This window comes from Pseudomonas sp., from assembly GCF_035512415.1.
In the GTDB taxonomy this organism is placed as follows: domain Bacteria; phylum Pseudomonadota; class Gammaproteobacteria; order Pseudomonadales; family Pseudomonadaceae; genus Aquipseudomonas.
In genome coordinates, this window is sequence record NZ_DATKDZ010000025.1 from 93,898 (window position 1) to 118,361 (window position 24,464).

Genomic DNA, 24,464 nt, shown 5'->3' on the forward strand with positions numbered 1-24,464 from the left:
TGCTGAATCGTTTCACCTAATGACTGGCACGTTAACCCATAATCAGCGATCCTTGAAGCCCGGCTGTCACCTCCGCGTATTGCGACAAGGTTCAACGCGAGTAGGAGCACGCCATGCGTGCGAATCGTCGGCATGGCGGAGTGCCGCCCAGCCGCTCCTACAACCCGAGGGCTAACAGCGCATGGGACTCCACGACCAACGACCTGTAACGCGACACTAGGACTACGCCTTGAAACTCAGCGATATCGCCCGCCTGGCCCAAGTCTCGGTCACCACCGCCAGCTATGTGATCAACGGTCAGGCCGACAAGCGGCGGATCAGCGCCGCCACCGTGGCGCGGGTGCTGGAGGTGGTCGAGCGCCACGGCTATCGTCCCGACCAACAGGCCGCCGGGCTGCGCCGCGGGCAGAGCCGTTGCCTGGGATTTATCCTGCCGGACCTGGAAAACCCCAGCTACGCGCGCCTGGCCAAGCTGCTCGAACAACGCGCCCGCGCCGCTGGCTACCAGTTGCTGATCGCCAGCTCCGATGACGACCCGGAGTGTGAGCGCCAGTTGCTCGAACTGTTTCGCTCGCGACGCTGCGACGCCCTGATCGTCGCCAGTTGCCTACCTCAGGACGACCCGATCTACCCACGCCTGGTGGCCGGCGGCGTACCGGTGATTGCCGTCGACCGCGCCCTTGACCCCGAACGCATCTGCTCGGTGGTCAGCGACGACCAGCAGGCCGGCAGCCTGCTCACCGCCACGCTGCTCAGCCCGCCACCCCGGCATATCGCCCTGATCGGCGCGCGTAGCGAACTGCCGATCAGCCAGGCCCGCGAACGCGGTTTTCGCCAGGCCCTGGACGGCTTCGCCGGTCGCATCAGCGTCTGCCATGCCGAGCAGTTCAGCCGCGCCAGCGGATGCCAGCAAATGCACGCCCTGCTGAATCACCCGGCCGGGGCACCGGATGCCCTGATCACCACCGCCTACGTGCTGCTCGAAGGGGTGCTGGATGCCCTGCAGGCGCACAACACAGAGGACTTCGCCGAGCTACGCCTGGCCACCTTCGGCGACACTCAACTGCTGGACTTTCTGCCGCTGCGGGTCAACGCCATCTCCCAGCAGCACGAGCGAATTGCCGAGCGGGTGCTGACGCTGGCCATCGATGCCATCGAGCAGAACCACTACCAGCCCGGGATTGAGGCCATCCCACGCATCCTCAAGGTGCGCCGGCCGTTGTAGGAAAAACCGGGCGGCGTATGATTCGCCCATGCGCCTGATCGATACCCACACCCACCTGGATTTTCCCGACTTCGACGCCGACCGCAGCGAACTGCTGGCCCGCAGCCGGGCTCTGGGCGTGGAACGGCTGGTGGTGCTCGGCGTGTATCAGGCCAACTGGCACCGGCTGTGGGATCTGGTACAAAGCGATGCAGGCCTGTACGCCGCTTTTGGCCTGCACCCGGTCTATCTGGACAGCCATCACCCCGCCCACCTGGGCGAGCTGCGCGACTGGCTGCAGCGCCTGGCCGACCATCCGCAACTCTGCGCCGTGGGCGAATTCGGCCTGGATTATTTTCTTGAGCAGCTGGACCGCGAACAGCAGCAACGGCTGTTCGAGGCACAGCTCAAGCTGGCCATCGAATTCGAACTACCCGCCCTGCTCCACGTACGCCGCGCCCATGCGGCGACCATCGCCACGCTGAAACGCCTCAAGCCAGCGCGTGGCGGCATCATCCACGCCTTCGCCGGCAGCATTGAAGAAGCCCGCGAATACCTCAAACTCGGTTTCAAACTCGGCCTCGGCGGCGCGCCCACCTGGCCGCAGGCACTACGTCTACGCAAGGTGGTGGCGCAACTGCCGCTGGAAGCCATAGTGCTGGAAACCGACGCCCCGGACATGGCCCCCGCCATGCACCCCAACCAGCGCAACAGCCCGGAATACCTGCCGGATATCTGCACAGACCTGGCCGAACTGCGCGGCATCAGCGCCGACGAGCTGGCCAGTGCCAGCAGCCGCAATGCCGCTGCGCTGTTTGGCTGGAATACCGAAGCTGCTTGGTAGGATGGGTGACAACCCATCAATCGCAGCGATGGGTTGCCACCCATCCTACGGCCTGAAGCACCACCGTAGCCCGGATGCAATCCGGGGATATCTAACGGCTGACACCGCTCCCGGATTTCATCCGGGCTACGAGGTGCGCTTTTGTCGGGTGGACATGGCGGAGCCTTGTCCACCGTTGGCACCCAGATGGCGGACAAACCTTCGGCATGTCCACCCTACGAGATTGCAGGCCTCGCACATAAACATGGGGCCTACAAAAATGCCGTTCACTTAACCTAAGTGAACGGCATTGCGCCTATGGCGAATTAGCTAGACACAGCAGCGGCGGTCAGACGCGGAACGCACCGATCAACTGCTTCAAGCGCGCCACCAGCCCAGACAGCTCGCGGCTGGCTTGTTCGGTATGGCTGGCACCCTCGGCGGTGCGTTCGCCGGCCTGGCTGATTTCGACGATATTCTGGTCGATGTCGTGAGCCACCGCGGTCTGCTCTTCGGCGGCCGTGGCGATCTGCTGGTTCTGGTCGACGATCATGCCCACCGCACCGAGGATATTCTCCAAGGCTTGCTGCACCTTGCCCGACTCGCTGACGGTTGTGTCGGCCATCTGGTGGCTGGCACCCATCGCCTTCACCGCAGCGCCCACGCCGCCCTGCAGCTTGCTGATCATCGCCTCGATCTGCTCGGTGGATTGTTGGGTGCGTTTGGCCAGGTTGCGCACCTCGTCGGCCACCACGGCAAAACCACGACCCTGCTCGCCGGCACGCGCCGCCTCGATGGCGGCATTGAGCGCCAGCAGGTTGGTCTGCTCGGCGATACCCTTGATCACGTCCAGCACCTGGCTGATCGAGGCGCTGTCGCTGGCCAGCTGATTGATCACCGCCACCGATTGGTCGATCTCACCGGCCAGGCGCTGAATGCTGCCGACCTGGGACTCGACCAGGGCGCGGCCGCTAACCGTTTCATCATTCACACTTTGCGCGCTGCCCACCGCAGCCGCGGCGCTGCGTGCCACCTCCTGGGCGGTGGCCGACATCTGGTTCATCGCCGTGGCGACCTGCTCGATCTGGCTGCGCTGCCCGGCCACGGCGTGATTGCTCTCGCCCGAAACCTGCTGCACGCGATCAGCCTGGCGCTCGACCTCAACCACGGTCTGGCCGACGCGCTCGATCAACTGATGGATCTTGACCACGGTTTCATTGAATACCTGGCCCAACTCGCCCAGCTCGTCCTGGCTCTGAGCCTTGAAACTCACGGTCATATCGCCGGCGGCCACCTGGTTCATCACCTGGCCCAGGCTCTTCAGAGTGGCGCGGATCGAGACGTAGAACCCGCTGTAGAGGTAGACGATCAGCAGGAACACCACAACCAGGGCCGCCACCAGGAAGATCATCTGGCTGCGGTTATCCTGCAGGCGCGCCTGCAACTGCCCGTCGAGGAAAGCCAGGACGGCGTCGTTAAGTGCATAGGTCTTGCCCATGGCGCTGCTGATTTCTTCGTAGAACTGCAGCCAGGGGGTGTCGAGGGAGTCGGCAATAACCACCTGATCCTCGAATACCACCGCACTGCTTTTCAGGCTTTCCAGGCTCTCGGCGGCCAGGCTGGCCAGCGCCGCCCGGGCCTCAGGGCTGCTATTGAGGGACTCCTGCAGGTTCAGGTCGTACTCGCCGTGCAGCTTCTCCAGCTCAAGGAGCAGTTCATCGAACTGGGTACTGGCGGATGAATTGAGAAATCCCTGGCCCAGGGAGTATGCCCCCAGGGCACGCCCCTCGCTCAGGGCACCGCTGACCCTGGGGGTTACCACGGCCACCAGCTCGACCATCTGCCGCACCGCGCCTTCACGGTCCTGGCTCAGGCCTGCCTGGCTGGCGACCAGCTTGATAAATACCTGGGAGCTGCCCAGCAGCTTCTCGGCCAGGGCGATCTTGCCCTGCAGCGAGGTCTCCCGCTGAACCGCCTCCAGCTCGGCGTTCAATTCGTCGCGCTTGGCGTTGAATTCCGCGATCTGCTCGGCATCACGGGCGACTGGTGCCAGTGCCTGCAGGCTTTGCGCAATCAGGCCCTGCTGCTTGTTAAGGCGACTTTCCAGGTCGCCCGCCTGCCCGGACTGGCCGATCATCGCGTTGATTTCGATCAGGTCGACGTAGTCTTCCAGGCTGCGCCGCAGGACCATGGCCTCGCCGAGCAGATCGATGCTTTCCAATGCCGCCTGGGTGCTGATGAACTGGCGATAGGAATCGCGTACCAGATAGAAGTTGGTGACCAGCATGGGCAGAAAGAACAGGACACTGATCAAACTGAACTTCATGCCGAAGCTGAGGCGATTCATTAGCGCGATGGCCGGATACAGCACGGTCTTCACAGGACGTCTCCAGTTCTAATTATTGTCATGGTGATGGCAAGATCAGCCGCCCGGCGGTCCATATGGCGGCTTGTGCGTCCCTTGCGGCTCGGGCTGTAACACGGGGAATCAACCGGCAAACACGGGCAGGCCAGAGGTGATCCGCATCACAAAATACGCCTGAGCATGCCGCCATATATACCTCTTATCGACGTCAACCTCTGTAACTTAAGGTTAATGGTGCGCGAACCCTCCGAGCCCGGTATTGACCTGTGTGGCACCTGGGTCAAGATCATTGCCAACGGAAGATCACGCCAAGTCACTAGCCCTGATAGCCAGCCTAGACGACTCCCGCGAACTACGGCTGGCGCACGGCCAATCTATTGGTTGTTTGTACGATCAGAGAGATAGCCCGGACTGGCTATGCGACGCCGCGGCATGCTTCCCGGATTGCGCCGGGGCTTATCCGGGCTACCGAGAGCGGCGCAAGGTGGATGACGCCTTTCTCATCTATCGCCGCAATCTGGTGGATGGATAAAGCGTCATCCACCCTACGAAATAGCAGGCCTTGGAGATAAACAGAGGGGCCACGCTCGAGCTGTAGCCCGAACAAGCGCAGCGCAGTCCGGGTTCACGGTGGATGCTGGACCCGCTAGGCGCGGCAGGTGATGGGAATATCGGCGTTTAGATAAGCAGCGTCCACACGGCAAACAGGGCATACCAGAGCACCGCGGCGCGTACCAGCAGCTGCCATAGCCCGTCCAGGCTGCTGACGCCCACCTCACCAATCACCGGCTCGGGGGTTTCGCTGGCGGCTCGCCCGGTGTTGATCACCAGCTGCGCCGCACTGATGTCCCAACTAAGCAACTCATGCAGCAAGGCGCGGGTCACCGCGGCAAAGTTGCCCACCAGGGCGAAGCTGGCTGCCAGTACCCGCACCGGCAGCCAGTCGAAGCCATGGCGCACCTGCACCGCACGCTCGCGCAGGGCCGGTTGCTCGGCATGCTCGGCGCTCAGGGCGAGCAACCGATAGGCCAGCGCGGCCAGCGGGCCGAGCAGCGCATACCAGAAGATCACAGCAAAGAAACTCTGGTAGGCCTGCCACACCAGATGGCCCTGCACACTCTTCAGCAGCGCTCCTGCCTCTTCGACTTCCAGCCCCAGGTCACGGCGCGCCACCAGATAAGCCGCCTCGGCATCACCGCGCCGCCAGCTATCACGGAACGGCCCCAGTGCAGCCTGCAGATCGCCGCGACCCAGGCTGTAAATCACCACCAGCAGGTGCACCGGCAGCGCCAGCCAGCCATAGGCCAAAGGCTTGAGCGCGATCAGTATCAGGGCCAGCACCGCCAACGGCAGCAGGACCACCAGCGCTAGCGCCAGCCAGGGGCGCGCCGCCCACTCGGCCTTGTGCTCCACCCGGGCCAGCAAGCGCAGCCAGGGACCGTCCTGTTGAATATTGCTGCGCCAGGCCGAGAACTTCTCAACCCAGAGCACCAGCAGCAGCACCAGAAAACTCATGACCTCTCCTTATTTAGTCAGCAGTGCATTGCGCAGACGCGGCCAGTCGAAAGCCGGCCCCGGGTCGGTCTTGCGCACCGGCGCAATATCACTGTGGCCACAGATACGCTCCAGACTGAGCGTCGGATAGCTTTGTTGCAATACGCCAATCAGCTCGACCAGAGCCGCATACTGCGCCTCGGCATAGGGCAACTCATCGGTGCCCTCGAGTTCGATGCCGAGGGAAAAGTCGTTACAATTTTCCCGCTCGGCATAGCACGACTGGCCGGCATGCCACGCGCGCTCATTGCAGGAGACAAACTGGGTGATTGCGCCGTCACGCTCGATAAAGAAATGCGCGGACACCTGCAGGTCGGCAATGGTGGCGAAGTAGGGATGCTCGGCCACCGGCAGACGATTCTGGAAGAACGCCTGGACCATGCCCGTACCGAACTGGCCCGGGGGCAGGCTGATGTTATGCAGCACCAGCAGCGACACCTCGGCCTGCGGGCGTGCATTGAAATTGGGGGACGGGCAGTGGCGAATACCGTGGCACCAGCCACTGGCGGAATCCAGTTGCATAAGGGCTCCTTGAACGAGCCACCACTTTAGCAGCCTGTCGGGCCAAACGCTGCCCGCAAGGAACCTCGCAGCCCATTACTTGCCCAGGCGGGCTAGGAGCGCACGGTATTAAAGGCCATAACCGGTAGGGTGCGCCGTGCGCACCAGCCCTCCCACGCCGCAAGAGATGTGCACAACCTCCCGACTGCCACAAGGTTATTGAGCCAGGAAAATCCCCGCAGGAGCCAGCTTGCTGCGGTCCGGCGTCTCGGCGATCTTTCAGGTCAAAAGCATCGCCAGCAAGCTGGCTCCTACACCGTTTGCGGCGCAATAGCGCGGCGTCTGGACAACGGGAATCTCCCACCCAACCGCCTTGCCCCTGCGAACTAGCGTCTCAGGTGTTTTTCAGGCGGCGCAGATTGCCGATCACCGACTCTAGGGCCCGGTCGAACAGCAAGGCATCGTCGAGCAAACGGATCGCGCCGCGGCGAAACTCGACAGCCAGGCCCATGCGGGTCTTTTCCAGCACCTTCATGCCGGTACGGTTAACGAACACATACTTGCCGGTGGGTTTGATCACCGCCGCCAGCTTGCAACGCAGCTTGTGCTCTTCGTCTTCCTGAAACTCGACCCAACTGCCGACCCGCAGATTATCCACCTGCAGCAGCGCCTCATCGTCGTCCGGCAGGCTTACCTCCGGCTCGACCAGGCGATTCTCGCCCGGGACCAGCAGAACGATTTCCTCGACCACGGCGACCATGGCCGGCTCGTCGTCAACCACCTCCGGCGGCAGTTCCAGCAGCGGCATGTCCTGTTCGGCCAGCACAGGCTGCTCATCGGAGTCATCGGCCACAGGCGCTTCGGCTTCCACATCGTCGTCCGGCAGCGACCGCTTGAAACGCTGGAAGGCCTGCACATGCAGAGCCTCCAGTTGGTTAAAGAAGTCCCCAGTGGAGAACGGGTCGAAGGCCGCGCTGGCCATGCCCTCGCGCAGCGCCTTGAGCAGGCCCGGCACCACTTCCAGCAAGCGCATACGCGCATCCGGATCCTCGTGCGGCTCAACGCTCCAGACCAGCTCATCCATGGTCGCCAAGGCCGCCTGCCATTCAGCAGACGCTACGCCATGCTTGAGGCAGGTGAGCATCAGCACCTTGCTCCAGGCCTCCTGCAGCAAACGCACCACCACCTCGGGCAGGGTCTTGCCGAGCAGCCGCTCATTCAACGCCTGCTCCACCTCGCGGCGAGCCAGCGCCGCCTTGGCACTGCCCTCCTCGGCGTCCCGGGTGCGCTGCTCCAGCAGCTCGCTGCGGCGACGCTCATCACCGGTAAAGGCCAGAAAGTCGGAGAGCAGCTCCGAGAAAATCGCCGGGTCGTCGACAAAATCATTCAGTAGACGCTGCACCACCTGCTCGATTTTCTGGTACAGGCTGTCGCGCTGGGTATCGTCCTGGTCGCCCCAGCCCAAAGCAGCGGAAGCGATCTCATTGAGCAACCGCCGCGCCGGATGGCTACCACGGCTAAAGAAGGTCTTGTCGATCACCGCGACTTTCAGCATGGGGATCTGCAGTCGCGCGATCAAAGCCTTGAGCGAATCCGGCAGGGTGCGGTCATCGAGAATAAACTCGAAAAGCATCGACACCAGGTTGATGACATCTTCATCCACCTCGCCGACCACACGGGTCTTGCCGGTTTTTACGCTGGCGCGCACCAGCAGGCTCTCAAGCTGCTCGCGCAGGTCGAAGTCGTCACTCGCCTGGGTCGGCACGCCTTGCTGCATATGCGACAGCAAGCGCATCAGGTCATTGCTGGAAATCGGCCGGGCATCGGCGGGCCGGTTGCGCTGTGGCACCACAGTACCCCGGGCTTGCGACAGCAACTCCTGCAGCGCGCCAAAGACCTCCTTGACGCCCTCATCGGCATAGCCGCTGTTCGCTACGCCTGCGGATTCGGTCATCGTGCTGTCGGCTGCTGTAGCGGGCCGCGAAGGGTTGCGCCGCTGCGCAGCCGGAGCCGTCTTCAACTCGGGTAATACGCCCGCCGCTACCAAGGTTTGATTGGCCTCGGCATACAGCTGATCGAGATCCGCCAAAACGTACTTCTCGAACAGCTTGAGAATGATCAGCTTGACCTTGATCTCCACCCCGAGACTGCTGCATGCGTCGAGGAAGAACTCGCACAGCAAACTGGGCCCGAGCGGGTTGGTCTTATCGTCCAGCTTCTTGCTGACCATCGCATTCAGGCGCGTGGTCAGATGGTTCAAGGCAACGCCTTCATGGTTCATGACTTTGGCCACCATGGCCTCCAGCGCCACGGCCTCTTCCAGCTCGTCGTTCTGCACCAGAGTCAGGGTGTCGAACGAAACGGCCTCCAGCGGAGCAGCTCGACCGATTTCGTACTGATTGAGGGCGGCGAAGGCATCGAAAACCTTGTGCAGGAAACCACGCTCGATATTTTTGCGCTTCAGGCGCAAGTCGCGCATGGTCTCGAAAAACGCATTTTGCTCGGTATTGCTGGTGGCCCGATCGGCCATTTCGAACAGCGTATCGTCGGCATTGTCGAAGAGCGACTGCAGCGCCTTGCGCAGCTGCTGCGCTGCTTTGTCACGCACATTGGTTAGCGCCACGGGCAGTCTTCCTACCGGCGAGGGGGACGATTGCTCAGCGGCCACTTGGGTAAGGTGCACCACTTTCGCGTCAGTTTTCATTGCAAGTCTCCTGCAGGCGACCCCTCTTGGGCGAACATGCCTGCACAGCGATCAACTGAGCGTCATCCTTAACGTCAAAGCCCTGGCGTCAATATTTACCCCGGAAAGTAAAAGCATTATAGGGATGCACTCACGCATACCAAGCCAATATTTCCTCCAGACATGACCCAAGTCACAGATGCAACGCTGCAGCCTCCCAACGGTTACCTACGCACGACCAACGCACCCGATTGACGCCACCCAGCCGGCCGCCCAAAGCAACTTCATCCAGATAGCATAGCCTTATAAAGATCGACGACCATTACCGCTGGTAGAGACAAAATCGGCAATCGCACTGCACGGGTGCGCCCCAATCCCTATAATCGGCGCACTCAGCCAATGGAGCCTGCCATGCCCAACCTCACACTCGACGACCTCAGCAGCGAAATCGAGGCCAATGTGCGCCGCGCCCTGGCAGAAGACATCGGCAGCGGCGACATCACCGCGCAACTGATTCCCGCCGAGCGCCTGGCCCAGGCCACCATCATCACCCGCGAAGCCGCCGTGATCGCCGGCACCGCCTGGGTCGACGCGGTATTCCGCCAGCTTGATCCGCGCGTCGCCGTCCACTGGCAGGTGCGCGATGGCGAACGGGTCAGCCCTAACCAGCCGCTGTTTCACCTGGAAGGCCCGGCCCGCGCCCTGCTCAGCGGCGAACGTAGCGCCCTGAACTTCCTGCAAACCCTGTCCGCCGTGGCCACCCGCTGCCAGCACTACGCCGACCTGGTGCAAGGCACCGCGGTTAAACTGCTCGACACTCGCAAAACCCTGCCCGGCCTGCGCCTGGCGCAAAAGTATGCGGTGATCTGCGGCGGCTGCCACAACCACCGCATCGGCCTGTTTGATGCCTTCCTTATAAAGGAAAACCATATCGCCGCCTGCGGTGGTATCGCCGCCGCCGTACAAACCGCCCACAAGATCGCCCCCGGCAAGCCGGTGGAAGTCGAAGTGGAAAGCCTGACGGAACTGCAGGAAGCGCTTGAGGCCGGTGCCGATATCATCATGCTCGACGAGCTGAACCTGGATGAAATGCGCCAGGCCGTGGCCATCAACCAGGGCCGAGCCAAACTCGAAGCCTCCGGTGGCATCAACGAAAGCACCCTGCGCGCAGTGGCCGAAACCGGTGTGGACTATATCTCCATCGGCACCCTGACCAAGGACATCAAGGCGGTGGATTTGTCGATGCGGTTGAGCCTGTAAGCCGACTCCGCCGTTTGGCCGTCGTGCATTGACGTGGCTGGTCCTGGCCTATGCCCGACAACAGCCAGCCAGCTTTCAGGGCGACGAAACCCGCCCAATCATGTGCTAACTTGTACACATGCAAGCACAAGAGAAAAACGCCATGTCCACCACAATGACCATCCGCCTAGAAGAAGACACCAAGGCTCGCCTTGATGCCCTGGCCGAATCGACCAACAGGAGCAGGTCTTTTTTGGCTGCAGAGGCTATTCGCGAGTACATCGCATTGAATGAGTGGCAGATCGGGGAAATCCAGGCTGCCCTCGGGGAGGCCGACAAAGGCGACTTCGCAAGCCCCACAGAGGTCCAAGCGCTGCGTAACAAATGGAGCGTAAATGCAAATTAGATGGCTACGGACAGCCCTGCGTAACCTGGACGAAGAAATCGCCTTTATAGCTGCCGAAGACCCACAGGCAGCCAAACGAACCCTCTCGCGAATCCTTGAAGCCATAGCCCTGCTTGAAACACAGCCCGGACTTGGCCACCCCGGCCGGGTTCCCGGCACCCGCGAACTGGTGGCGGCAAACTCCCGCTACCTGATTCCCTATCGCGTTAACCGCCAAACAATAGAAATCCTGCGGGTATTCCACACCTCACGCCAAAACCCACAACGCTGGTAAACGCCAAACGCCAGCCTGACTTCTTTTGTGGGGCGGCCCGGGCGGCGATCCGCTCGGAGCGCAGCGACAACCCGCCGGGACTTACGCGGCACTGGCGAACATCGGCACATTGCCTGCAGCGAGTGACACCCTACGTGGTGGTCAAGCGGGTTGTTTCTCGGCGGCCTCGCCCAGAATTTTGAAAAATACGGTTTCCAGCGATACGGCGGGTTTTACCGTTAGCAAGTGGCCGCCGGCCTGTATCAGGCGGGTGATAAAGGCCGGTAATGCCGCCTGGCTCAGCTCGCACTCGAACTCGCCCTCGCGCAGCTGGCGCGCGCCGGCCTCGATGGAGTGCGAAGCATTGAAACGCACCAACATCTGATCGGCCCGCTCTGCCGCCAGCTCCCGGGGCGAGCGTACGGTCAATAACTCGCCCTTGTTGATAAAGCCGAAGCGGTCGGCAATGCGCTCGACGTCATGCAATACATGGGAGGTAAAGAAGATCGCCCCGCCCTGCTGCTTGAACTCGGTCAGGATATCCACCACGTCCTTGCGCCCCACCGGGTCGAGGCCGGACAACGGCTCATCCAGAACCAGCAGCCTGGGCTCTACCGCCATGGCATGGGCCAAAGCCACTCGCTGCACCGTGCCCTTGGACAACTCGCGAATGCGCCGCTTAGCCGATGCGGCAATGGAGAAACGTTCCAGCCACTGCATGCACCAGGCATCGGCATCCTTGCGCCGGATGCCGTACATGGACAGGCCCATACGGAGGATTTCCAGCGGGGTGAATTGTTCGTAGAGAGCAGGCGCTTCCGGCACATAGGCCAGCGGGCGACGCGCCTCGGCATTGCGCGCATCCACACCATAGATACGCACCTGCCCCTGGTAGTCATTGATAATGTCGAGCATCACCTTGATGGTGGTGGACTTACCTGCCCCATTGGGGCCGACAAAACCAAACACCTCGCCCTCGGCCAGGCTGAAGTCGACGTCACGCAGGGCACGCACTTCCTTGCCCTTGACGCGAAAAATCTGGCTAACGCGATAAAACTCCAGGGCCGCACTCACGACTGATCCTCCATGCCGGCGATCTTCATCTTCTTCAATATGATTTGCCCCTCGCGCAACTCGTAGCCGAGCCTGAGGGGATCGTCCGGCAGGGCCGGCAACAGGCCGAATTCGACCAGCTGTTCAAGACTGGTCAGCGCGCCATTGCTCGCCTCGAACAGTCGCTGCGCCTGACGCAGAGCGACCAGGCCCTGCAGACGGATGACGCGCTTATCGAGCATGGCGTGCAGCTTGGGGTCGCTGGCGGCGTCGCGTTGTTGAATCAGGTATTTCAGGGCCAGCTCCTCATCGGCGAAGGTATCCGCTTGCAGCATGATGGCCAGCTTGCGAAAGCCCGCGGCATTTCCGGTAGAGCGCTGCGCGGCCAATTCCAGCGCACGACCGGCCTCGGCAATATCCTTGTTGAAGAACGCCTGGTTAAATCCATAGAAAAACGCCGGCAGCTCATCCCAGAAGCGACACTGCATGGCCAGGCGCAACACCTCGGTGCCTTCACGGTCCGCCCCGCCCCAGGTGAGCAGGCCATTGGCCAGGTAATAGTTGTCTTCATGGCAGGGATTGAGCTCGGCTACCTCTTGCTGGGCACGGATAAGATAACCGGTATCCGCCTGCCCCCAGTCCACGCCCGTGGCAGCCAGGCGCATGGTTTCCAGGTTGGCCGCAAGAAAGCGGTCGCCGCCGAACAGCACCAGCAACACTGGCGCAGCGATAACCACACGACCTTCTACAACAGGGCTTTCAGTCTGAGGGGTATGGGCGCGCCACTGCGAGGTTGCGGTAAATACAGCAAAACCCAGTAGCGCCAACAGCAAGGTACGGTATGCCTGGCTACGCATAATCAGGCGAAACGCTTGCGTTGCAGCGCCCAGACTGCCAGCGCCAGCAGGGCGCATGCGTAGGCCAGGTTACTTAGCAGCAACCAGGGCCAGTCAACGGGGAGAAACTCCGGCTTGCCATAAAGCGCCAGCATACGAATATCTAGCGCGCCGAGATCCGGCAACAGATACCCCAGCACACCGAGACCTGCACGGTAGCCCTCGGTATTACTCACCAACCCGGCATCACCACTAAGCAAATCAACGATCGCACCATAGGAGCGCGCCATCAGCATAAAGCCAAAGGTGCCGATCAGGACAAAGCTTGGGGTCGAGGCAACTACCGCCAGCAATGTCGCCAGCGCCGCCAGCACCAGTAGGTCGAGGGCCATAAAGACCATCACAATCAGATAAGGCTGCCCAATAGCCACCGGGGTCGCCTGGGGGTATACGCCACCAATTAAGCCCACCAGCATAATCTGCAGCAGACCCAAAGCCAGCAGCAACCCCAACAGCAGCACCAGCAACGCGGCAAAACGTTCTAGTAGCAGACTGCGTCGCCCACGCGGATAGGTCAACGAGTTGAGGTAGTAACGCTTATCGAATTCGTGAGACAACAACTCCTGCACCAGCAACACGATCAACAGTGGCACCAGCAACCGCATGGTGGAAAACCCCACATCAAGCGCCACAGTTACCGACTGTCGGCCACCAAAGTAGGCAGACAAAATAGTAGCCAGCGCTACCACGACCAGAGTACCAGCCGCCATCCAAACGAATTTGGCCTTGAGCGCCAATCGCAGTGCAATCAGAAAATGACGAAGAATTGGCATCGACTAAATAAAACCTGAATCAAATACAAACTGGCGTAATCCAAGCGAATTTCCGCCAAAAAAATTAAAACAAAATGAACCAGCACTTCAATTCAAAAACGCTACTCTTGATTAACCGAATAGAACCACTTAAAGGCAGCGCATAAAATAGACATACTTAGGTAAAGGTAAACATCACCATTAGAACGCCCACTAAAACACTCATAAAAAAGGGGGACTTAATCCCCCTTCGATAAAGCCGCGATCAGTTCACACTAGCCGCAAAAGTATCAGGCACAGATGCCGCCGAGCAAGTGCCACCGCCGGTGCTGTAAGAATTAGTAACAGTACCACGAGTAGTCGATGCATTCGCAATCGCCGGCCCAGTTACCGGTGTTCCCGCACAAGCAGGATCGGCAGTACCGATGGAGCAACTAACTGTCACAGTAGTTGGGTTACCCTGCGCATCGTCAGGACCCGGAATAGTTTTGGTACCGACGGTGCGTGATTTAATCATGCCTGCGGTGTGGCAAGTAGCAATAGCAACTCGAGCAGTTGTGCAACTCACGCCAGCAACAACACCAGCGGTAAGGTTGATTGTAACGTCTTCGTTTAGGTTGGCACAGTTCCCCTGACGAAGCGGGCCCGACTGAGCGAACGGTTCAGCCAAAACCACACCAGAGACCATCAGACCAGCGAGCAAACAAGTAATTTTTTTCATTTCTACAATCTCCTTAAATACAGCCATTTCAACGAAGAGAAGAGATAATTGCAGTAATACCATTTTTGGCATCAGCTACTGCAGAAGTGTCATTCGCACGCTGACGATATTCGTTGAATTGCGGAATTGCGATAGCCGCCAGAATACCGATGATGGCAATTACGATCATCAGTTCGATCAGAGTAAAACCTTTTTGCTTCTTGAGAGACTTCATGGATAAGCTCCTGTTGTGGTTAAGGTCAGTGACCTGCGCAGTACCAAAGCATATGGCGTGCCAACAAACAAAAGCCCCTACCAACTGGGTCTGTAGACACAGAAGCAAAGACTTGCCACACACTGCTGGGCAGCATCTGCCATTTTTTGTCACTCACAAGAACGTCGCTTGGGCTGCATCGTAATTTGGGCTATAAGACAACCACAATATTCGGCCAGAAGCATTGCACATATCATGAGCGAAACCCCCAACCTTACCGGCCTGGCCCGGCAGCTGGTAAACGCCGAGCTGTTGAGCGAGCAGGTTGCCGCCCAGGCCCAGGCCCAGGCGCTGCGCAACAAGATCCCGCTGGTTTCCTATCTGGTTCAGAACAAGCTGACCACCAGCAAGGCAGTTGCCGAGGTCGCCTCCGAGCAGTTTGGCGTACCCTTCTGCGACCTGAGCGCCATCGACAAGGAAAGCCAGCCCAGGGATGTAATTAGCGAAAAGCTGATTCGCCAGCACCGGGTTATTCCGCTGTTTCGCCGTGGTAACAAGCTGTTTGTGGGGGTGTCCGACCCCACCAACCACCAGGCCGTTACCGATGTGCAGTTCTCCACCGGCCTGACCACCGAACCCCTTCTGGTTGAAGACGACAAGCTAAGTGACGCCATCGAGAAGTTTTTCGATAGTGCCAGCAGCGGCATGGAAGAGCTGGGCGATGTCGACCTGGACGGCGTGGATATCCAGGCCGTCGACGACGACAAGCAGGACGCAGCCGACGGCAACTCGGCGGACGACGCCCCGGTTGTGCGCTTTGTCCACAAAATGCTGCTGGACGCCATCAAGAAAGGCTCATCCGACCTGCACTTCGAGCCCTATGAAAAGACCTACCGGGTGCGCTTCCGTACCGACGGCATACTGCAGGAAATCGCCCGCCCGCCCATCCAGCTGGCACCGCGTATCTCGGCGCGCCTGAAGGTAATGGCCGGGTTGGATATTTCCGAGCGGCGCAAGCCGCAGGATGGCCGGATCAAGATGCGCATTTCCAAGAGCAAATCCATCGACTTCCGTGTCAGCACTTGCCCCACCCTGTGGGGCGAGAAGATCGTGATGCGGATTCTCGACGCAACCAGTGCACAGATGGGTATCGACGCACTGGGCTACGAGCCCGAGCAAAAAGACCTGTATATGGCGGCGCTCAAGCAGCCCCAGGGTATGATTCTGGTCACCGGCCCGACCGGCTCGGGCAAGACCGTCTCCCTGTATACCGGCCTGAATATCCTCAACACCGTGGATGTGAATATCTCCACGGCCGAAGACCCGGTGGAAATCAACCTGGAAGGCATCAACCAGGTCAACGTCAACCCCAAACAGGGCATGGACTTTACCGCCGCGCTAAAAGCCTTCCTGCGTCAGGACCCGGACATCATCATGGTCGGCGAGATCCGCGACCTGGACACCGCCTCCATTGCGGTCAAGGCCGCGCAAACCGGGCATATGGTGATGTCGACCCTGCACACCAACAGTGCCGCGGAAACTCTGACCCGCCTGCGCAATATGGGCGTGCCCTCCTTCAACATCGCCACCTCGGTCAACCTGATTATTGCCCAGCGCCTGGCCCGCAAGCTGTGCAACAGCTGCAAGAAAGAGGTGAAGATCCCCCGCGAGGCATTGCGCGAAGAAGGCTTCCCGGAAGACAAGCTCGACAGCATCAGGCTTTTTGGCCCGGTTGGCTGCGAAAACTGCAATGGCGGTTATAAAGGCCGTGTCGGAATATATGAAGTGGTTAAAAACACGCCTGCTCTGCAACGGATTATCATGGAGGAAGGCAATTCCATCGATATTTCAGTGCAAATGCGCAAAGACGGATTTAACGACCTGCGCACTTCAGCTTTACTCAAGGCAATGCAGGGCATTACCAGCCTTGAAGAAGTCAACCGAGTGACCAAGGACTAACCCATGGCGGCCAAAGCTCCAACCATCGACACCTTTGCCTGGGAAGGCACCGATAAAAAAGGCGCAAAGATCAAGGGTGAAATCAACGGCCAGAATCCGGCCTTGGTCAAAGCACAACTACGCAAACAGGGCATTAACCCGCTCAGGGTAAAGAAAAAGCCCAAGCCGCTATTCAGCCCTGGAAAAAAGATCAAACCCATGGATATCGCCCTGTTTACCCGGCAGATGGCGACCATGATGAAAGCCGGCGTGCCACTGCTGCAGTCCTTCGACATCATTGGCGAGGGCTTCGACAACCCGAGAATGCGCACCCTGATCAATGACGTCAAACAAGAGGTGGCGGCCGGTAATAGCTTCGCAGCCTCGCTGCGCACCAGGCCGTTATACTTCGACGACCTGTATTGCAACCTGGTGGACTCCGGCGAGCAATCCGGCGCACTAGAAACCTTGCTGGACCGGATTGCCACCTACAAGGAAAAGACCGAGGCACTGAAAGCCAAGATCAAGAAGGCCATGACCTACCCTATCGCGGTATTGGTGGTGGCGGTAATAGTCACGGCCATTCTGCTGATCAAAGTGGTACCGCAATTCGAGAGCGTATTCCATGGCTTTGGTGCCGAGCTGCCGGCCTTTACCCAAATGGTCGTGAATATGTCCCGCGGCCTGCAGGAGTGGTGGTTTCTCTTTATCCTCGCCTTTTTTATCAGCGCCTTCACCTTCAAGGAGGCGCACAAGCGCTCGGAAAAGTTCCGCGATTTCCTCGACCGCGCCTTGCTTAAAGCCCCCATTTTTGGCGATATTCTCTACAAGGCAGTGGTCGCACGCTTTGCCCGCACCCTGGCAACCACTTTCGCAGCAGGCGTGCCGCTGGTAGACGGCCTGCAGTCGGTTGAAGGGGCCGCCGGCAATGTTGTATTCCGCCATGCGATTGCAAAAATCCGCAATGATGTATCCGCAGGCACCCAGCTGAACTTCTCCATGCGTACCACCGGGGTATTTCCCAGCATGGCAGTGCAAATGACCGCCATTGGCGAGGAGTCCGGCTCACTGGATGAAATGCTCGACAAAACAGCCGAGTATTACGAAGCCGAAGTGGACAACGCCGTCGATAATCTGACCACCCTGATGGAACCCATGATCATGGCTGTACTGGGGGTGCTGGTCGGCGGCCTGATTGTTGCCATGTACCTGCCGATCTTCCAGCTCGGTGCGGTGGTTGGTTAAAACATGATGCTAGAGATGCTGGCCGGCAACTTGTCGGCCCTGATTGTTACCTGCCTGGTACTGGGCCTGTTGATCGGCAGCTTCCTTAACGTAGTGGTCTATCGCCTGCCGCTGATGATGCAACGCGACTGGCGCGAGCAGGCTCGCGAAGTGCTGGAGTTGCCGGCGGAGGCTCGTGGGGCGACCTTTAATCTGGTGCTGCCCAACTCGAAATGCCCGCAGTGCGGTCACGAGATCAAGCCGTGGGAAAATATCCCAGTTATCAGCTATCTGTTTCTGCGCGGCAAATGTTCCAGCTGCAAGACACCGATCAGCAAGCGCTACCCCCTGGTTGAACTGGCCTGCGGCCTGCTCTCGGCCTATATCGCCTGGCACTTCGGCTTTACCTGGCAGACCGGCGGCATGCTGCTGCTGACCTGGGGACTGCTGGCGATGAGCCTGATCGACGCCGATCATCAGTTGCTGCCGGATGCTCTGGTGCTGCCACTGCTGTGGCTGGGCTTGATCTTCAACCATTTCGGCCTGTTTACCAGCCTGGAAGACGCACTCTGGGGCGCGGTGGTCGGTTATTTGAGCCTGTGGTCGGTGTACTGGTTGTTCAAGCTGATCACCGGCAAGGAAGGCATGGGTTATGGCGATTTCAAACTGCTGGCCATGCTCGGAGCCTGGGGCGGCTGGCAGGTATTGCCGCTGACCATCCTGCTGTCCTCGCTGGTCGGCGCGGTACTGGGGTTGATCATGCTGCGCCTGCGCAACGCCGAAACCAGCACACCGATCCCCTTCGGCCCCTACCTGGCCATAGCCGGCTGGATTGCCCTGCTCTGGGGTGAGCAGATCACCAGTGGTTATCTGCAGATTGCCGGGTTTCGCTAGCACCGCCGGTGCCGAGGGCTTGTCGTAGGGTGCGCCGTGCGCACCAGCCCTACCACCACCGCCGAATGCAGACCATATAAATGCCGTGCGACGCCGCACGGCCACACCGCCCCTGGCAAACAGCATGCAGTTCGCCAGCCCCCGGCCAGGTGCTCTACAATCCGCACTCTTCCACGGCATAAGATGTACGGACTATGAAACCCTGGATTCTTGGCCTAACCGGCGGCATTGGCAGCGGCAAGACCGCGGTGGCGCAACACTTTATCGACCTGGGCGTGCACCTGGTCGACGCCGACCACGCCGCACGCTGGGTGGTCGAGCCGGGCCGCCCGGCGCTGGACAAGATAGTCGAGCACTTTGGCGGCGATGTATTGCAAGCCGACGGCCAGCTCGATCGCAGCGCCCTGCGCGCACGCATCTTTGCCGACAGCGATGAACGACGCTGGCTGGAGGCGCTGCTGCATCCGCTGATTGGCCAGGAAATCATGGCCTATCTGGCCCGCGCCGAATCGCCCTATGCGATCCTGGTTTCGCCCTTGCTGATCGAGTCCGGGCAACATCGGCTGACCCAGCGCGTGCTGCTGGTGGATGCCCCCGAGCAGTTGCAGATCCAGCGCACCATTGCCCGCGACCAGAGTTCGGCGGAGCAGGTGCAGGCCATTCTTAACGCCCAGGCCAGCCGCAGCGAACGCCTGCAGCATGCCCACGACGTGCTGGTTAACGATCGCGACCTGCACTGGCTGCAAACCGAGGTCGAACGCCTGCACAATTTTTACCTGACCCTACGCGGAGGCCAAGCATGAGCACCCCCACCACCATTGCCTGCCCGACCTGCGGTGCCCCCGTCGAATGGGGCCCGCAAAGCCCTAACCGACCCTTTTGCTCGGAACGCTGCAAGCTGATCGACCTCGGGGCCTGGGCCTCGGAAGACCACGCCATACCCGGCAACCCGCTGGAAGACGATCTGTTTTCCGGAGAGCTGCCACCGCGCGAGCATTAATCGCAGCCAGAGCGGCCTCATACGACGAGAGATGCGGGTGGCCTTGGTGCGCACGGCGCACCCTACAAAAGCCGTTTAGCCGTGCACGGATCCGCGTCTAGGGGCGCATAAAGCCATAGTCGCGCTCGTCGTCCAGGTTATCGGCCAGAAATTGCAGCTCGGCGGCCAGATCGGCAGGGTCACGCTGCAAACGGCTGCGTTCGACCACCGCACTGAGCAGCGCTCGCAGGCTCAGTGCGCTATCAAAGCCCTGCTCGTGAGCACGCTGCAGGCTCTGCTCAAGCTCCTCTCTGGCCCATTTGTGTAGACCCATCTCACACCTCCTCGATTGCTGTGACCGAGCGTGGCAAACCGGCCGGGCCGCACCTTGATCTGGATCAACCGGCCCGCCTCGATAAGCCCGCCGAAGGGTGCGCTATCACTCAGGGCGGTTATCATCTTTCCAGGGTGCAGCCAGGTAACGCGAGCGGTTGAAGGTTTCCAGCCAGTCCGGGTAGAACACCACCAGCGCCGTCACCAGCATGCCGTTGATAAAGGCCTCAGGGAACATCACCAGCCACAGGTAGCCGATAAAGTCCCCCAGCCAGGGCGGCATGGGGAACAGGCCATCCATCCACAGCACGGCGAACCCCGCACCGACGCAGAGCAATACCGCCAGGGCCGCGGCGAAGAAACCGCTGAAGAAGATATAAACGAACAGGTTGCGCGGTTGCGCTCGCTCGACCCGCAACGCGCATATTTCGGTCACCGCCACGGGAATCGCCACCAGTAACAGGCCGTTGACGCCCAGGGCCGCCAAATCCTGTCGCCCCAGCGCGACCATCCCCAGCTGCGCGACAAAACCGGCCAGGACCGCCAGCGGCCAGTCCAGCAGCAGGGTCACCGCCGTCATGCCGATAAAGTGGTAGGACAGGCCGGAGTCGAAATCGCGTCGCACCAGCCACAGCAGAAAGAGCACCAGGGCCGTACCGCCCAGGACATGCTGCCGGCGCAGATCGCTGAACAGCTCCAGCCAGGGCGCGCGCCACAGTGCCCAGCCCAGCAGCGGCAGGTAGAGCAGCCAACCGGCCAGCTGGGTAGTGGGCTGCAACAGTTCGGCAGCGATCATGACTTTCTCCGAGAAGCCGACGGTAGAGCGCGCCAGCAACCCGGATCTTGCCCGCGAACGCGCAAGATAAGCAAGGCAGCCCAACGCCGAATGCGGCCCGGACCAGCGCAGTCCCGGAGCCCGGCTGACGCCAGATCGACCCTATATGGCAGGCCACCGCGCCGCTTCGGCGTCGAATATTCCCCGGATTGCGCCAGGGCTTATCCGGGCTACCGAAAGTGCTGCAGGGTGGATGACGCCTTTCTTATCCACCATCGCGACAGAACATCCTGTCGCCCTGGGGATACCAACAACCCGGCCGCGCAGGCTAAGCTGGCGACATGGACGACTCGGATTATCTGCGCCTGCTTACCCATCAGGCCGAACAAGCCAATGCCTTTCTCTCCAATGCCCGTAAATGGGAGCGTGAGCGTTGGGTATGCCAGCGCCTGCTGCAGGCACTCAACGTCAGCCATCGCCTCGACGAGTTCAGCGCCGCCCGACAAGAGCCGCCGGACGTGCTGTTTCGCGATGCCTGCTTTGAGGTGTTCTTTGTGCTGGATGAGGGTCGCCGCCTGAATGACGAATGGCGCGCCGAACTGGAACGCCGGCGCAGCGCCTTCTCCCTCAGCCAGCTGGTGCGCCGCGAAGCGCGGCCCAAGCGCATCGGCGCGGCGGAACTGCAGCAGCGCCTGAGTCCCACCCTGCGCAAGAAGGCCCACAACTACGGCGAGCGCGGCATGGACCTGGGTGAGCTGGATTTGCTCGCCTTTGTCAGCCTGAAGCGCGCCACCCCCGACTTCAACAGCCACTTCCCGCCGCCCACCGAATTTCTGCGCCAGGGCTGGCGCTCGCTGTCACTGGTCGGGCCAAATTTCGCTAGGGTGCTGTTTGCCCACCCGGATGCGCCGGACTTCCTGCGTAGCAACCTCGGCCGCAGCGTGATTTTCGATGTAGGGATCAGCCTGTGAGCCCCTTGCAGGAACTGCTCGCCGCCGTGCCGCAACAAGGCCGGGTGCGCTGGATCGGGGTACGCCCGGCAGCGCGGGCTGAGATGCTCGAACTGCAGGCGGTGGAAGCCCGCCGCGAAGCGGGCCTGACCGGCGACCACAGCCGCCCGGGCTTGCACAATGCCCGACAGGTCACCCTGATCCAGTGGGAGCATCTGGCGGTCATCGGCGCGCTGCTCGAGCACCCACCCGAGCAGCCGATCACCCCGCAGGAGCTGCGGCGCAATATCGCCATCAGCGGTATCAACCTGTTCAGCCTCAAGGGCCGGCGCTTTCGCCTCGGCCAGGCGATTCTGCAAACCACCGGCTGGTGCCAGCCCTGCGCACGCCTGGAGGAGCGCCTGGGCAGCGGCACCTTTCAGGCCGTACGCGGGCATGGTGGCATCACGGCACGGGTACTCCAGGGCGGCATTATTCGCCTGAATGACTTACTGTGCGTTGAGCCGCTGTAAGGCACACCGCTAGAATGCCCACCATCGCTCGCAAGCCCCACCGCTTGCCCCGAGCCCGCGAGGATCTTTATGTCCAGCCGCCTGAACCCTGACGACCAAAAACGCGTCGAACACTATCTGAGTGCCCCGCAGCACCAGATCGAGCGTCAACCTTTCAGGGTCTGGCGATTGCTGATGGTCATCATTGTCGTCGTGATCGGGCTGGGCCTGTTAAGCCGTCTTCTGAGTCGTCTGGTGCTATGAGCTGCATTGCGCTCGCCCATGTCGACTCGCCACGTTTTCCTAAAAGCCTTGTGAGTGTCGCAAATGACTCATCGAATAGTGATTGTCGGCGGTGGTGCTGGCGGTTTGGAGCTGGCCACCCGCCTGGGTAGAACCCTGGGTAAACGCGGCCAGGCTCAGATAACCCTGGTCGACGCCAATCTCACCCATATCTGGAAGCCGCTGCTGCACGAAGTCGCCGCTGGCTCGTTGAATTCCTCGGTGGACGAGCTGAACTACGTGGCCCAGGCCAAGTGGAACCACTTCGAGTTCCAGCTCGGGCGCATGGCCGGCCTTGATCGCGCCGAACGGCGGGTGCGCCTGGCCTCCACCCTGGATGATGACGGCACCCAGCTGATGCCCGAACGCGAACTGAGCTACGACAGCCTGGTGATCGCCGTGGGCAGCACCACCAACGACTTCGGCACCCCTGGTGCAGCCGAGCACTGCCTGTTTCTCGATACCCGCGAGCAGGCCGAACGCTTCCACCACCAGCTCCTCAGTCATTACCTGCGCGCCCATGCCAGCCAGGACAGCAGCACTGAGATCATCAATGTGGCGATCGTCGGCGCAGGGGCCACCGGCGTCGAGCTGGCCGCCGAGCTGCACCATGCGGCTCACGAGCTGGCGGCCTATGGGCTGAACAGCATCCGCCCGGAAAATATGCGCATCACCGTGATCGAGGCCGGCCCGCGGGTACTGCCCGCCCTGCCGGAACGCATCGGCAAGCCGGTCCACAAGACCCTGGAGAAACTCGGGGTCACCGTGCTGACCGGTGCCGCGGTCAGCCAGGTTACCCGCGACGCCCTGCACACCGCCGGGGGCCAGGAGATTCCCGCCAGCCTCAAGGTCTGGGCCGCCGGCATCCGCGCCCCAAGCTTCCTCAAGGACCTCGACGGCCTGGAGAGCAACCGGATCAACCAGCTTCAGGTCAAACCCAGCCTGCAGACCACCCGCGACGACAATATCTTCGCCTTCGGCGACTGCGCGGCCTGCCCGCAACCTGGCAGCGAAGGCAAGAACGTACCGCCGCGCGCCCAGGCGGCTCACCAGCAAGCCTCGCTACTGGCCAAATCGCTGAAGCTGCGCATCGAAGGCAAGGCCCTGCCGGAATATCGCTACCGCGATTACGGCTCGCTGATCTCGTTGTCGACCTTCTCCGCCGTGGGCAACCTGATGGGCAACCTGACCGGTAGCGTGATGCTCGAAGGCTGGCTGGCGCGGATGTTCTACGTGTCGTTGTACCGCATGCACCAGATCGCCCTGTATGGCGTGACCCGTACCCTGCTGATGATGCTGGGCGACCGCATCGGCCGCAGCACCGAGCCGCGGCTCAAGCTGCACTAACGCCGTAGATTACCGGCTTACCGTAGGGTGGGTTAGCGGCGCTAAGCGCAGAGCGACCAGACACAGCAAGTGTGGCGCGCCGCGTAACCCACCAGGCTATCGCCCGAGTTGCACCTGAGCTGCAATTGCGATTATCAGCTTGCGGATACCTGTAGGAGCGGCCCATGGCCGCGATGCGTTTCGCGGGCATGGCCCGCTCCTACACTCAGCACTGGTTTAACCTCGCGTAGCGACGCGCCTGAAAGGCTGCCGCCATAAATCGCAGGCAATAAAAAACCCGCACTAGGCGGGTTTTTTATCATTCAAGCGAACTTGAAATGGTGGGTCGTGTGGGATTCGAACCTACGACCAATTGGTTAAAAGCCAACTGCTCTACCAACTGAGCTAACGACCCAAAAATGGTCGGGGTAGGGGGATTCGAACTCCCGACATCCTGCTCCCAAAGCAGGCGCGCTACCGGACTGCGCTATACCCCGATGAAAGATTGGCTCCGCGACCAGGACTCGAACCTGGGACCCAATGATTAACAGTCATTTGCTCTACCGGCTGAGCTATCGCGGAACTACTTGCTTCCTTTACTCAGAAACCGGAGCCGGTTGTTAAATCGT

At 60.8% G+C, this 24,464-nt stretch carries 25 protein-coding genes, 3 tRNA genes and 1 pseudogene; 14 read left to right on the forward strand and 15 right to left on the reverse strand.

All coding sequences use genetic code 11. The annotated features are described in order from the left end of the window. The first annotated feature begins 229 nt into the window (after positions 1-229). Positions 230-1,225, forward strand: coding sequence for a catabolite repressor/activator (gene cra, locus VMP31_RS12270; protein WP_325507468.1), 996 nt, complete (start codon positions 230-232; stop codon positions 1,223-1,225). Between the two features lie 28 nt (positions 1,226-1,253). Next, on the forward strand, positions 1,254-2,048 hold the full coding sequence (locus tag VMP31_RS12275; RefSeq protein WP_325507469.1) for a TatD family hydrolase: 795 nt from the start codon (positions 1,254-1,256) through the stop codon (positions 2,046-2,048). Between the two features lie 328 nt (positions 2,049-2,376). Here VMP31_RS12275 and VMP31_RS23390 read toward each other — a convergent pair whose 3' ends face one another. From VMP31_RS23390 to VMP31_RS12295, 5 genes and pseudogenes are all read right to left on the reverse strand, one after another. Next, positions 2,377-3,090, reverse strand: coding sequence for a methyl-accepting chemotaxis protein (locus VMP31_RS23390; RefSeq protein WP_414705456.1), 714 nt, complete (start codon positions 3,088-3,090; stop codon positions 2,377-2,379). 144 nt (positions 3,091-3,234) lie between these two features. Further along, positions 3,235-4,374 (reverse strand): annotated as a pseudogene (locus tag VMP31_RS23395) (HAMP domain-containing protein); the annotation flags it as partial. Positions 4,375-5,070: 696 nt separating this feature from the next. Next, positions 5,071-5,907, reverse strand: coding sequence for a regulatory signaling modulator protein AmpE (gene ampE, locus VMP31_RS12285; RefSeq protein ID WP_325507473.1), 837 nt, complete (start codon positions 5,905-5,907; stop codon positions 5,071-5,073). Between the two features lie 9 nt (positions 5,908-5,916). Further along, on the reverse strand, positions 5,917-6,468 hold the full coding sequence (gene ampD / locus VMP31_RS12290; protein ID WP_325507475.1) for a 1,6-anhydro-N-acetylmuramyl-L-alanine amidase AmpD: 552 nt from the start codon (positions 6,466-6,468) through the stop codon (positions 5,917-5,919). 373 nt (positions 6,469-6,841) lie between these two features. Beyond that, complete coding sequence (locus VMP31_RS12295) at positions 6,842-9,151, reverse strand: DUF1631 domain-containing protein (protein WP_325507477.1); 2,310 nt, start codon at positions 9,149-9,151, stop codon at positions 6,842-6,844. 390 nt (positions 9,152-9,541) lie between these two features. Here VMP31_RS12295 and nadC point away from each other — a divergent pair, with 390 nt between their 5' ends. The 3 genes from nadC to VMP31_RS12310 all read left to right on the forward strand — a co-directional run bounded on the left by nadC (position 9,542) and on the right by VMP31_RS12310 (position 11,049). Further along, positions 9,542-10,390 (forward strand): carboxylating nicotinate-nucleotide diphosphorylase, encoded by an 849-nt coding sequence (nadC, locus tag VMP31_RS12300; RefSeq protein ID WP_325507479.1) that lies wholly within the window; start codon positions 9,542-9,544, stop codon positions 10,388-10,390. Positions 10,391-10,532: 142 nt separating this feature from the next. Continuing rightward, the gene (locus VMP31_RS12305) at positions 10,533-10,775 is read left to right on the forward strand and encodes a CopG family ribbon-helix-helix protein (protein ID WP_325507481.1); all 243 of its coding nucleotides are present in this window, start codon (positions 10,533-10,535) and stop codon (positions 10,773-10,775) included. Continuing rightward, on the forward strand, positions 10,765-11,049 hold the full coding sequence (locus tag VMP31_RS12310) for a type II toxin-antitoxin system RelE/ParE family toxin (protein ID WP_325507483.1): 285 nt from the start codon (positions 10,765-10,767) through the stop codon (positions 11,047-11,049). The genes VMP31_RS12305 and VMP31_RS12310 overlap by 11 nt, the downstream gene beginning before the upstream one ends. A gap of 141 nt (positions 11,050-11,190) precedes the next feature. Here the strand turns inward: VMP31_RS12310 and VMP31_RS12315 are convergent, their stop codons facing one another. From VMP31_RS12315 to VMP31_RS12335, 5 genes are all read right to left on the reverse strand, one after another. Beyond that, positions 11,191-12,102, reverse strand: coding sequence for an ABC transporter ATP-binding protein (locus VMP31_RS12315; RefSeq protein ID WP_325507485.1), 912 nt, complete (start codon positions 12,100-12,102; stop codon positions 11,191-11,193). Beyond that, complete coding sequence (locus VMP31_RS12320) at positions 12,099-12,938, reverse strand: hypothetical protein (protein ID WP_325507487.1); 840 nt, start codon at positions 12,936-12,938, stop codon at positions 12,099-12,101. Before VMP31_RS12320 ends, VMP31_RS12315 begins: the two co-directional genes overlap by 4 nt. A gap of 2 nt (positions 12,939-12,940) precedes the next feature. After that, the gene (locus VMP31_RS12325) at positions 12,941-13,714 is read right to left on the reverse strand and encodes an ABC transporter permease (RefSeq protein ID WP_325507489.1); all 774 of its coding nucleotides are present in this window, start codon (positions 13,712-13,714) and stop codon (positions 12,941-12,943) included. Between the two features lie 280 nt (positions 13,715-13,994). Next, positions 13,995-14,522 (reverse strand): hypothetical protein, encoded by a 528-nt coding sequence (locus tag VMP31_RS12330; RefSeq protein WP_325507490.1) that lies wholly within the window; start codon positions 14,520-14,522, stop codon positions 13,995-13,997. Continuing rightward, positions 14,479-14,664 carry a prepilin-type N-terminal cleavage/methylation domain-containing protein gene (locus tag VMP31_RS12335; protein WP_172143916.1) on the reverse strand — a complete coding sequence of 62 codons (186 nt, stop codon included), beginning with the start codon at positions 14,662-14,664 and terminating at the stop codon, positions 14,479-14,481. The genes VMP31_RS12330 and VMP31_RS12335 overlap by 44 nt, the downstream gene beginning before the upstream one ends. A gap of 234 nt (positions 14,665-14,898) precedes the next feature. Between VMP31_RS12335 and pilB the strand changes: the two genes are divergently transcribed. The 5 genes from pilB to yacG all read left to right on the forward strand — a co-directional run bounded on the left by pilB (position 14,899) and on the right by yacG (position 19,699). Next, on the forward strand, positions 14,899-16,602 hold the full coding sequence (pilB, locus tag VMP31_RS12340; protein ID WP_325507493.1) for a type IV-A pilus assembly ATPase PilB: 1,704 nt from the start codon (positions 14,899-14,901) through the stop codon (positions 16,600-16,602). A gap of 3 nt (positions 16,603-16,605) precedes the next feature. Then, a complete protein-coding gene (locus VMP31_RS12345; RefSeq protein ID WP_325507495.1) occupies positions 16,606-17,826 on the forward strand; it encodes a type II secretion system F family protein in 1,221 nt (406 codons plus the stop codon). A 3-nt stretch (positions 17,827-17,829) separates the two neighbouring features. After that, entirely contained in the window at positions 17,830-18,699 is an 870-nt protein-coding gene (locus tag VMP31_RS12350) for an A24 family peptidase (protein WP_325507497.1), read from the forward strand. 194 nt (positions 18,700-18,893) lie between these two features. Further along, entirely contained in the window at positions 18,894-19,502 is a 609-nt protein-coding gene (gene coaE, locus VMP31_RS12355) for a dephospho-CoA kinase (RefSeq protein ID WP_325507499.1), read from the forward strand. After that, on the forward strand, positions 19,499-19,699 hold the full coding sequence (yacG, locus tag VMP31_RS12360) for a DNA gyrase inhibitor YacG (protein ID WP_325507501.1): 201 nt from the start codon (positions 19,499-19,501) through the stop codon (positions 19,697-19,699). The genes coaE and yacG overlap by 4 nt, the downstream gene beginning before the upstream one ends. Positions 19,700-19,796: 97 nt before the next feature. Here yacG and VMP31_RS12365 read toward each other — a convergent pair whose 3' ends face one another. Beyond that, positions 19,797-20,012 carry a hypothetical protein gene (locus tag VMP31_RS12365; protein ID WP_325507503.1) on the reverse strand — a complete coding sequence of 72 codons (216 nt, stop codon included), beginning with the start codon at positions 20,010-20,012 and terminating at the stop codon, positions 19,797-19,799. Between the two features lie 105 nt (positions 20,013-20,117). Beyond that, positions 20,118-20,807, reverse strand: coding sequence for an energy-coupling factor ABC transporter permease (locus tag VMP31_RS12370; protein ID WP_325507505.1), 690 nt, complete (start codon positions 20,805-20,807; stop codon positions 20,118-20,120). A gap of 320 nt (positions 20,808-21,127) precedes the next feature. On the opposite strand from VMP31_RS12370, the gene VMP31_RS12375 reads away from it, so the two are divergent. From VMP31_RS12375 to VMP31_RS12390, 4 genes are all read left to right on the forward strand, one after another. Further along, entirely contained in the window at positions 21,128-21,757 is a 630-nt protein-coding gene (locus tag VMP31_RS12375; RefSeq protein ID WP_325507507.1) for a DUF1780 domain-containing protein, read from the forward strand. Next, on the forward strand, positions 21,754-22,248 hold the full coding sequence (locus tag VMP31_RS12380; protein WP_325507509.1) for an MOSC domain-containing protein: 495 nt from the start codon (positions 21,754-21,756) through the stop codon (positions 22,246-22,248). Before VMP31_RS12375 ends, VMP31_RS12380 begins: the two co-directional genes overlap by 4 nt. Positions 22,249-22,317: 69 nt before the next feature. Further along, positions 22,318-22,491, forward strand: a complete 174-nt coding sequence (locus VMP31_RS12385; RefSeq protein ID WP_325507511.1) for a DUF3094 family protein — start codon at positions 22,318-22,320, stop codon at positions 22,489-22,491. Between the two features lie 63 nt (positions 22,492-22,554). After that, complete coding sequence (locus tag VMP31_RS12390; RefSeq protein ID WP_325507513.1) at positions 22,555-23,856, forward strand: NAD(P)/FAD-dependent oxidoreductase; 1,302 nt, start codon at positions 22,555-22,557, stop codon at positions 23,854-23,856. A 318-nt stretch (positions 23,857-24,174) separates the two neighbouring features. Here the strand turns inward: VMP31_RS12390 and VMP31_RS12395 are convergent. The 3 genes from VMP31_RS12395 to VMP31_RS12405 all read right to left on the reverse strand — a co-directional run bounded on the left by VMP31_RS12395 (position 24,175) and on the right by VMP31_RS12405 (position 24,417). Further along, positions 24,175-24,250: transfer RNA gene (locus VMP31_RS12395), tRNA-Lys, on the reverse strand. Between the two features lie 5 nt (positions 24,251-24,255). Next, positions 24,256-24,332 (reverse strand) — tRNA-Pro (locus VMP31_RS12400). Between the two features lie 9 nt (positions 24,333-24,341). Beyond that, positions 24,342-24,417, reverse strand: a tRNA-Asn gene (locus VMP31_RS12405). Between the last annotated feature and the right edge of the window lie 47 nt (positions 24,418-24,464).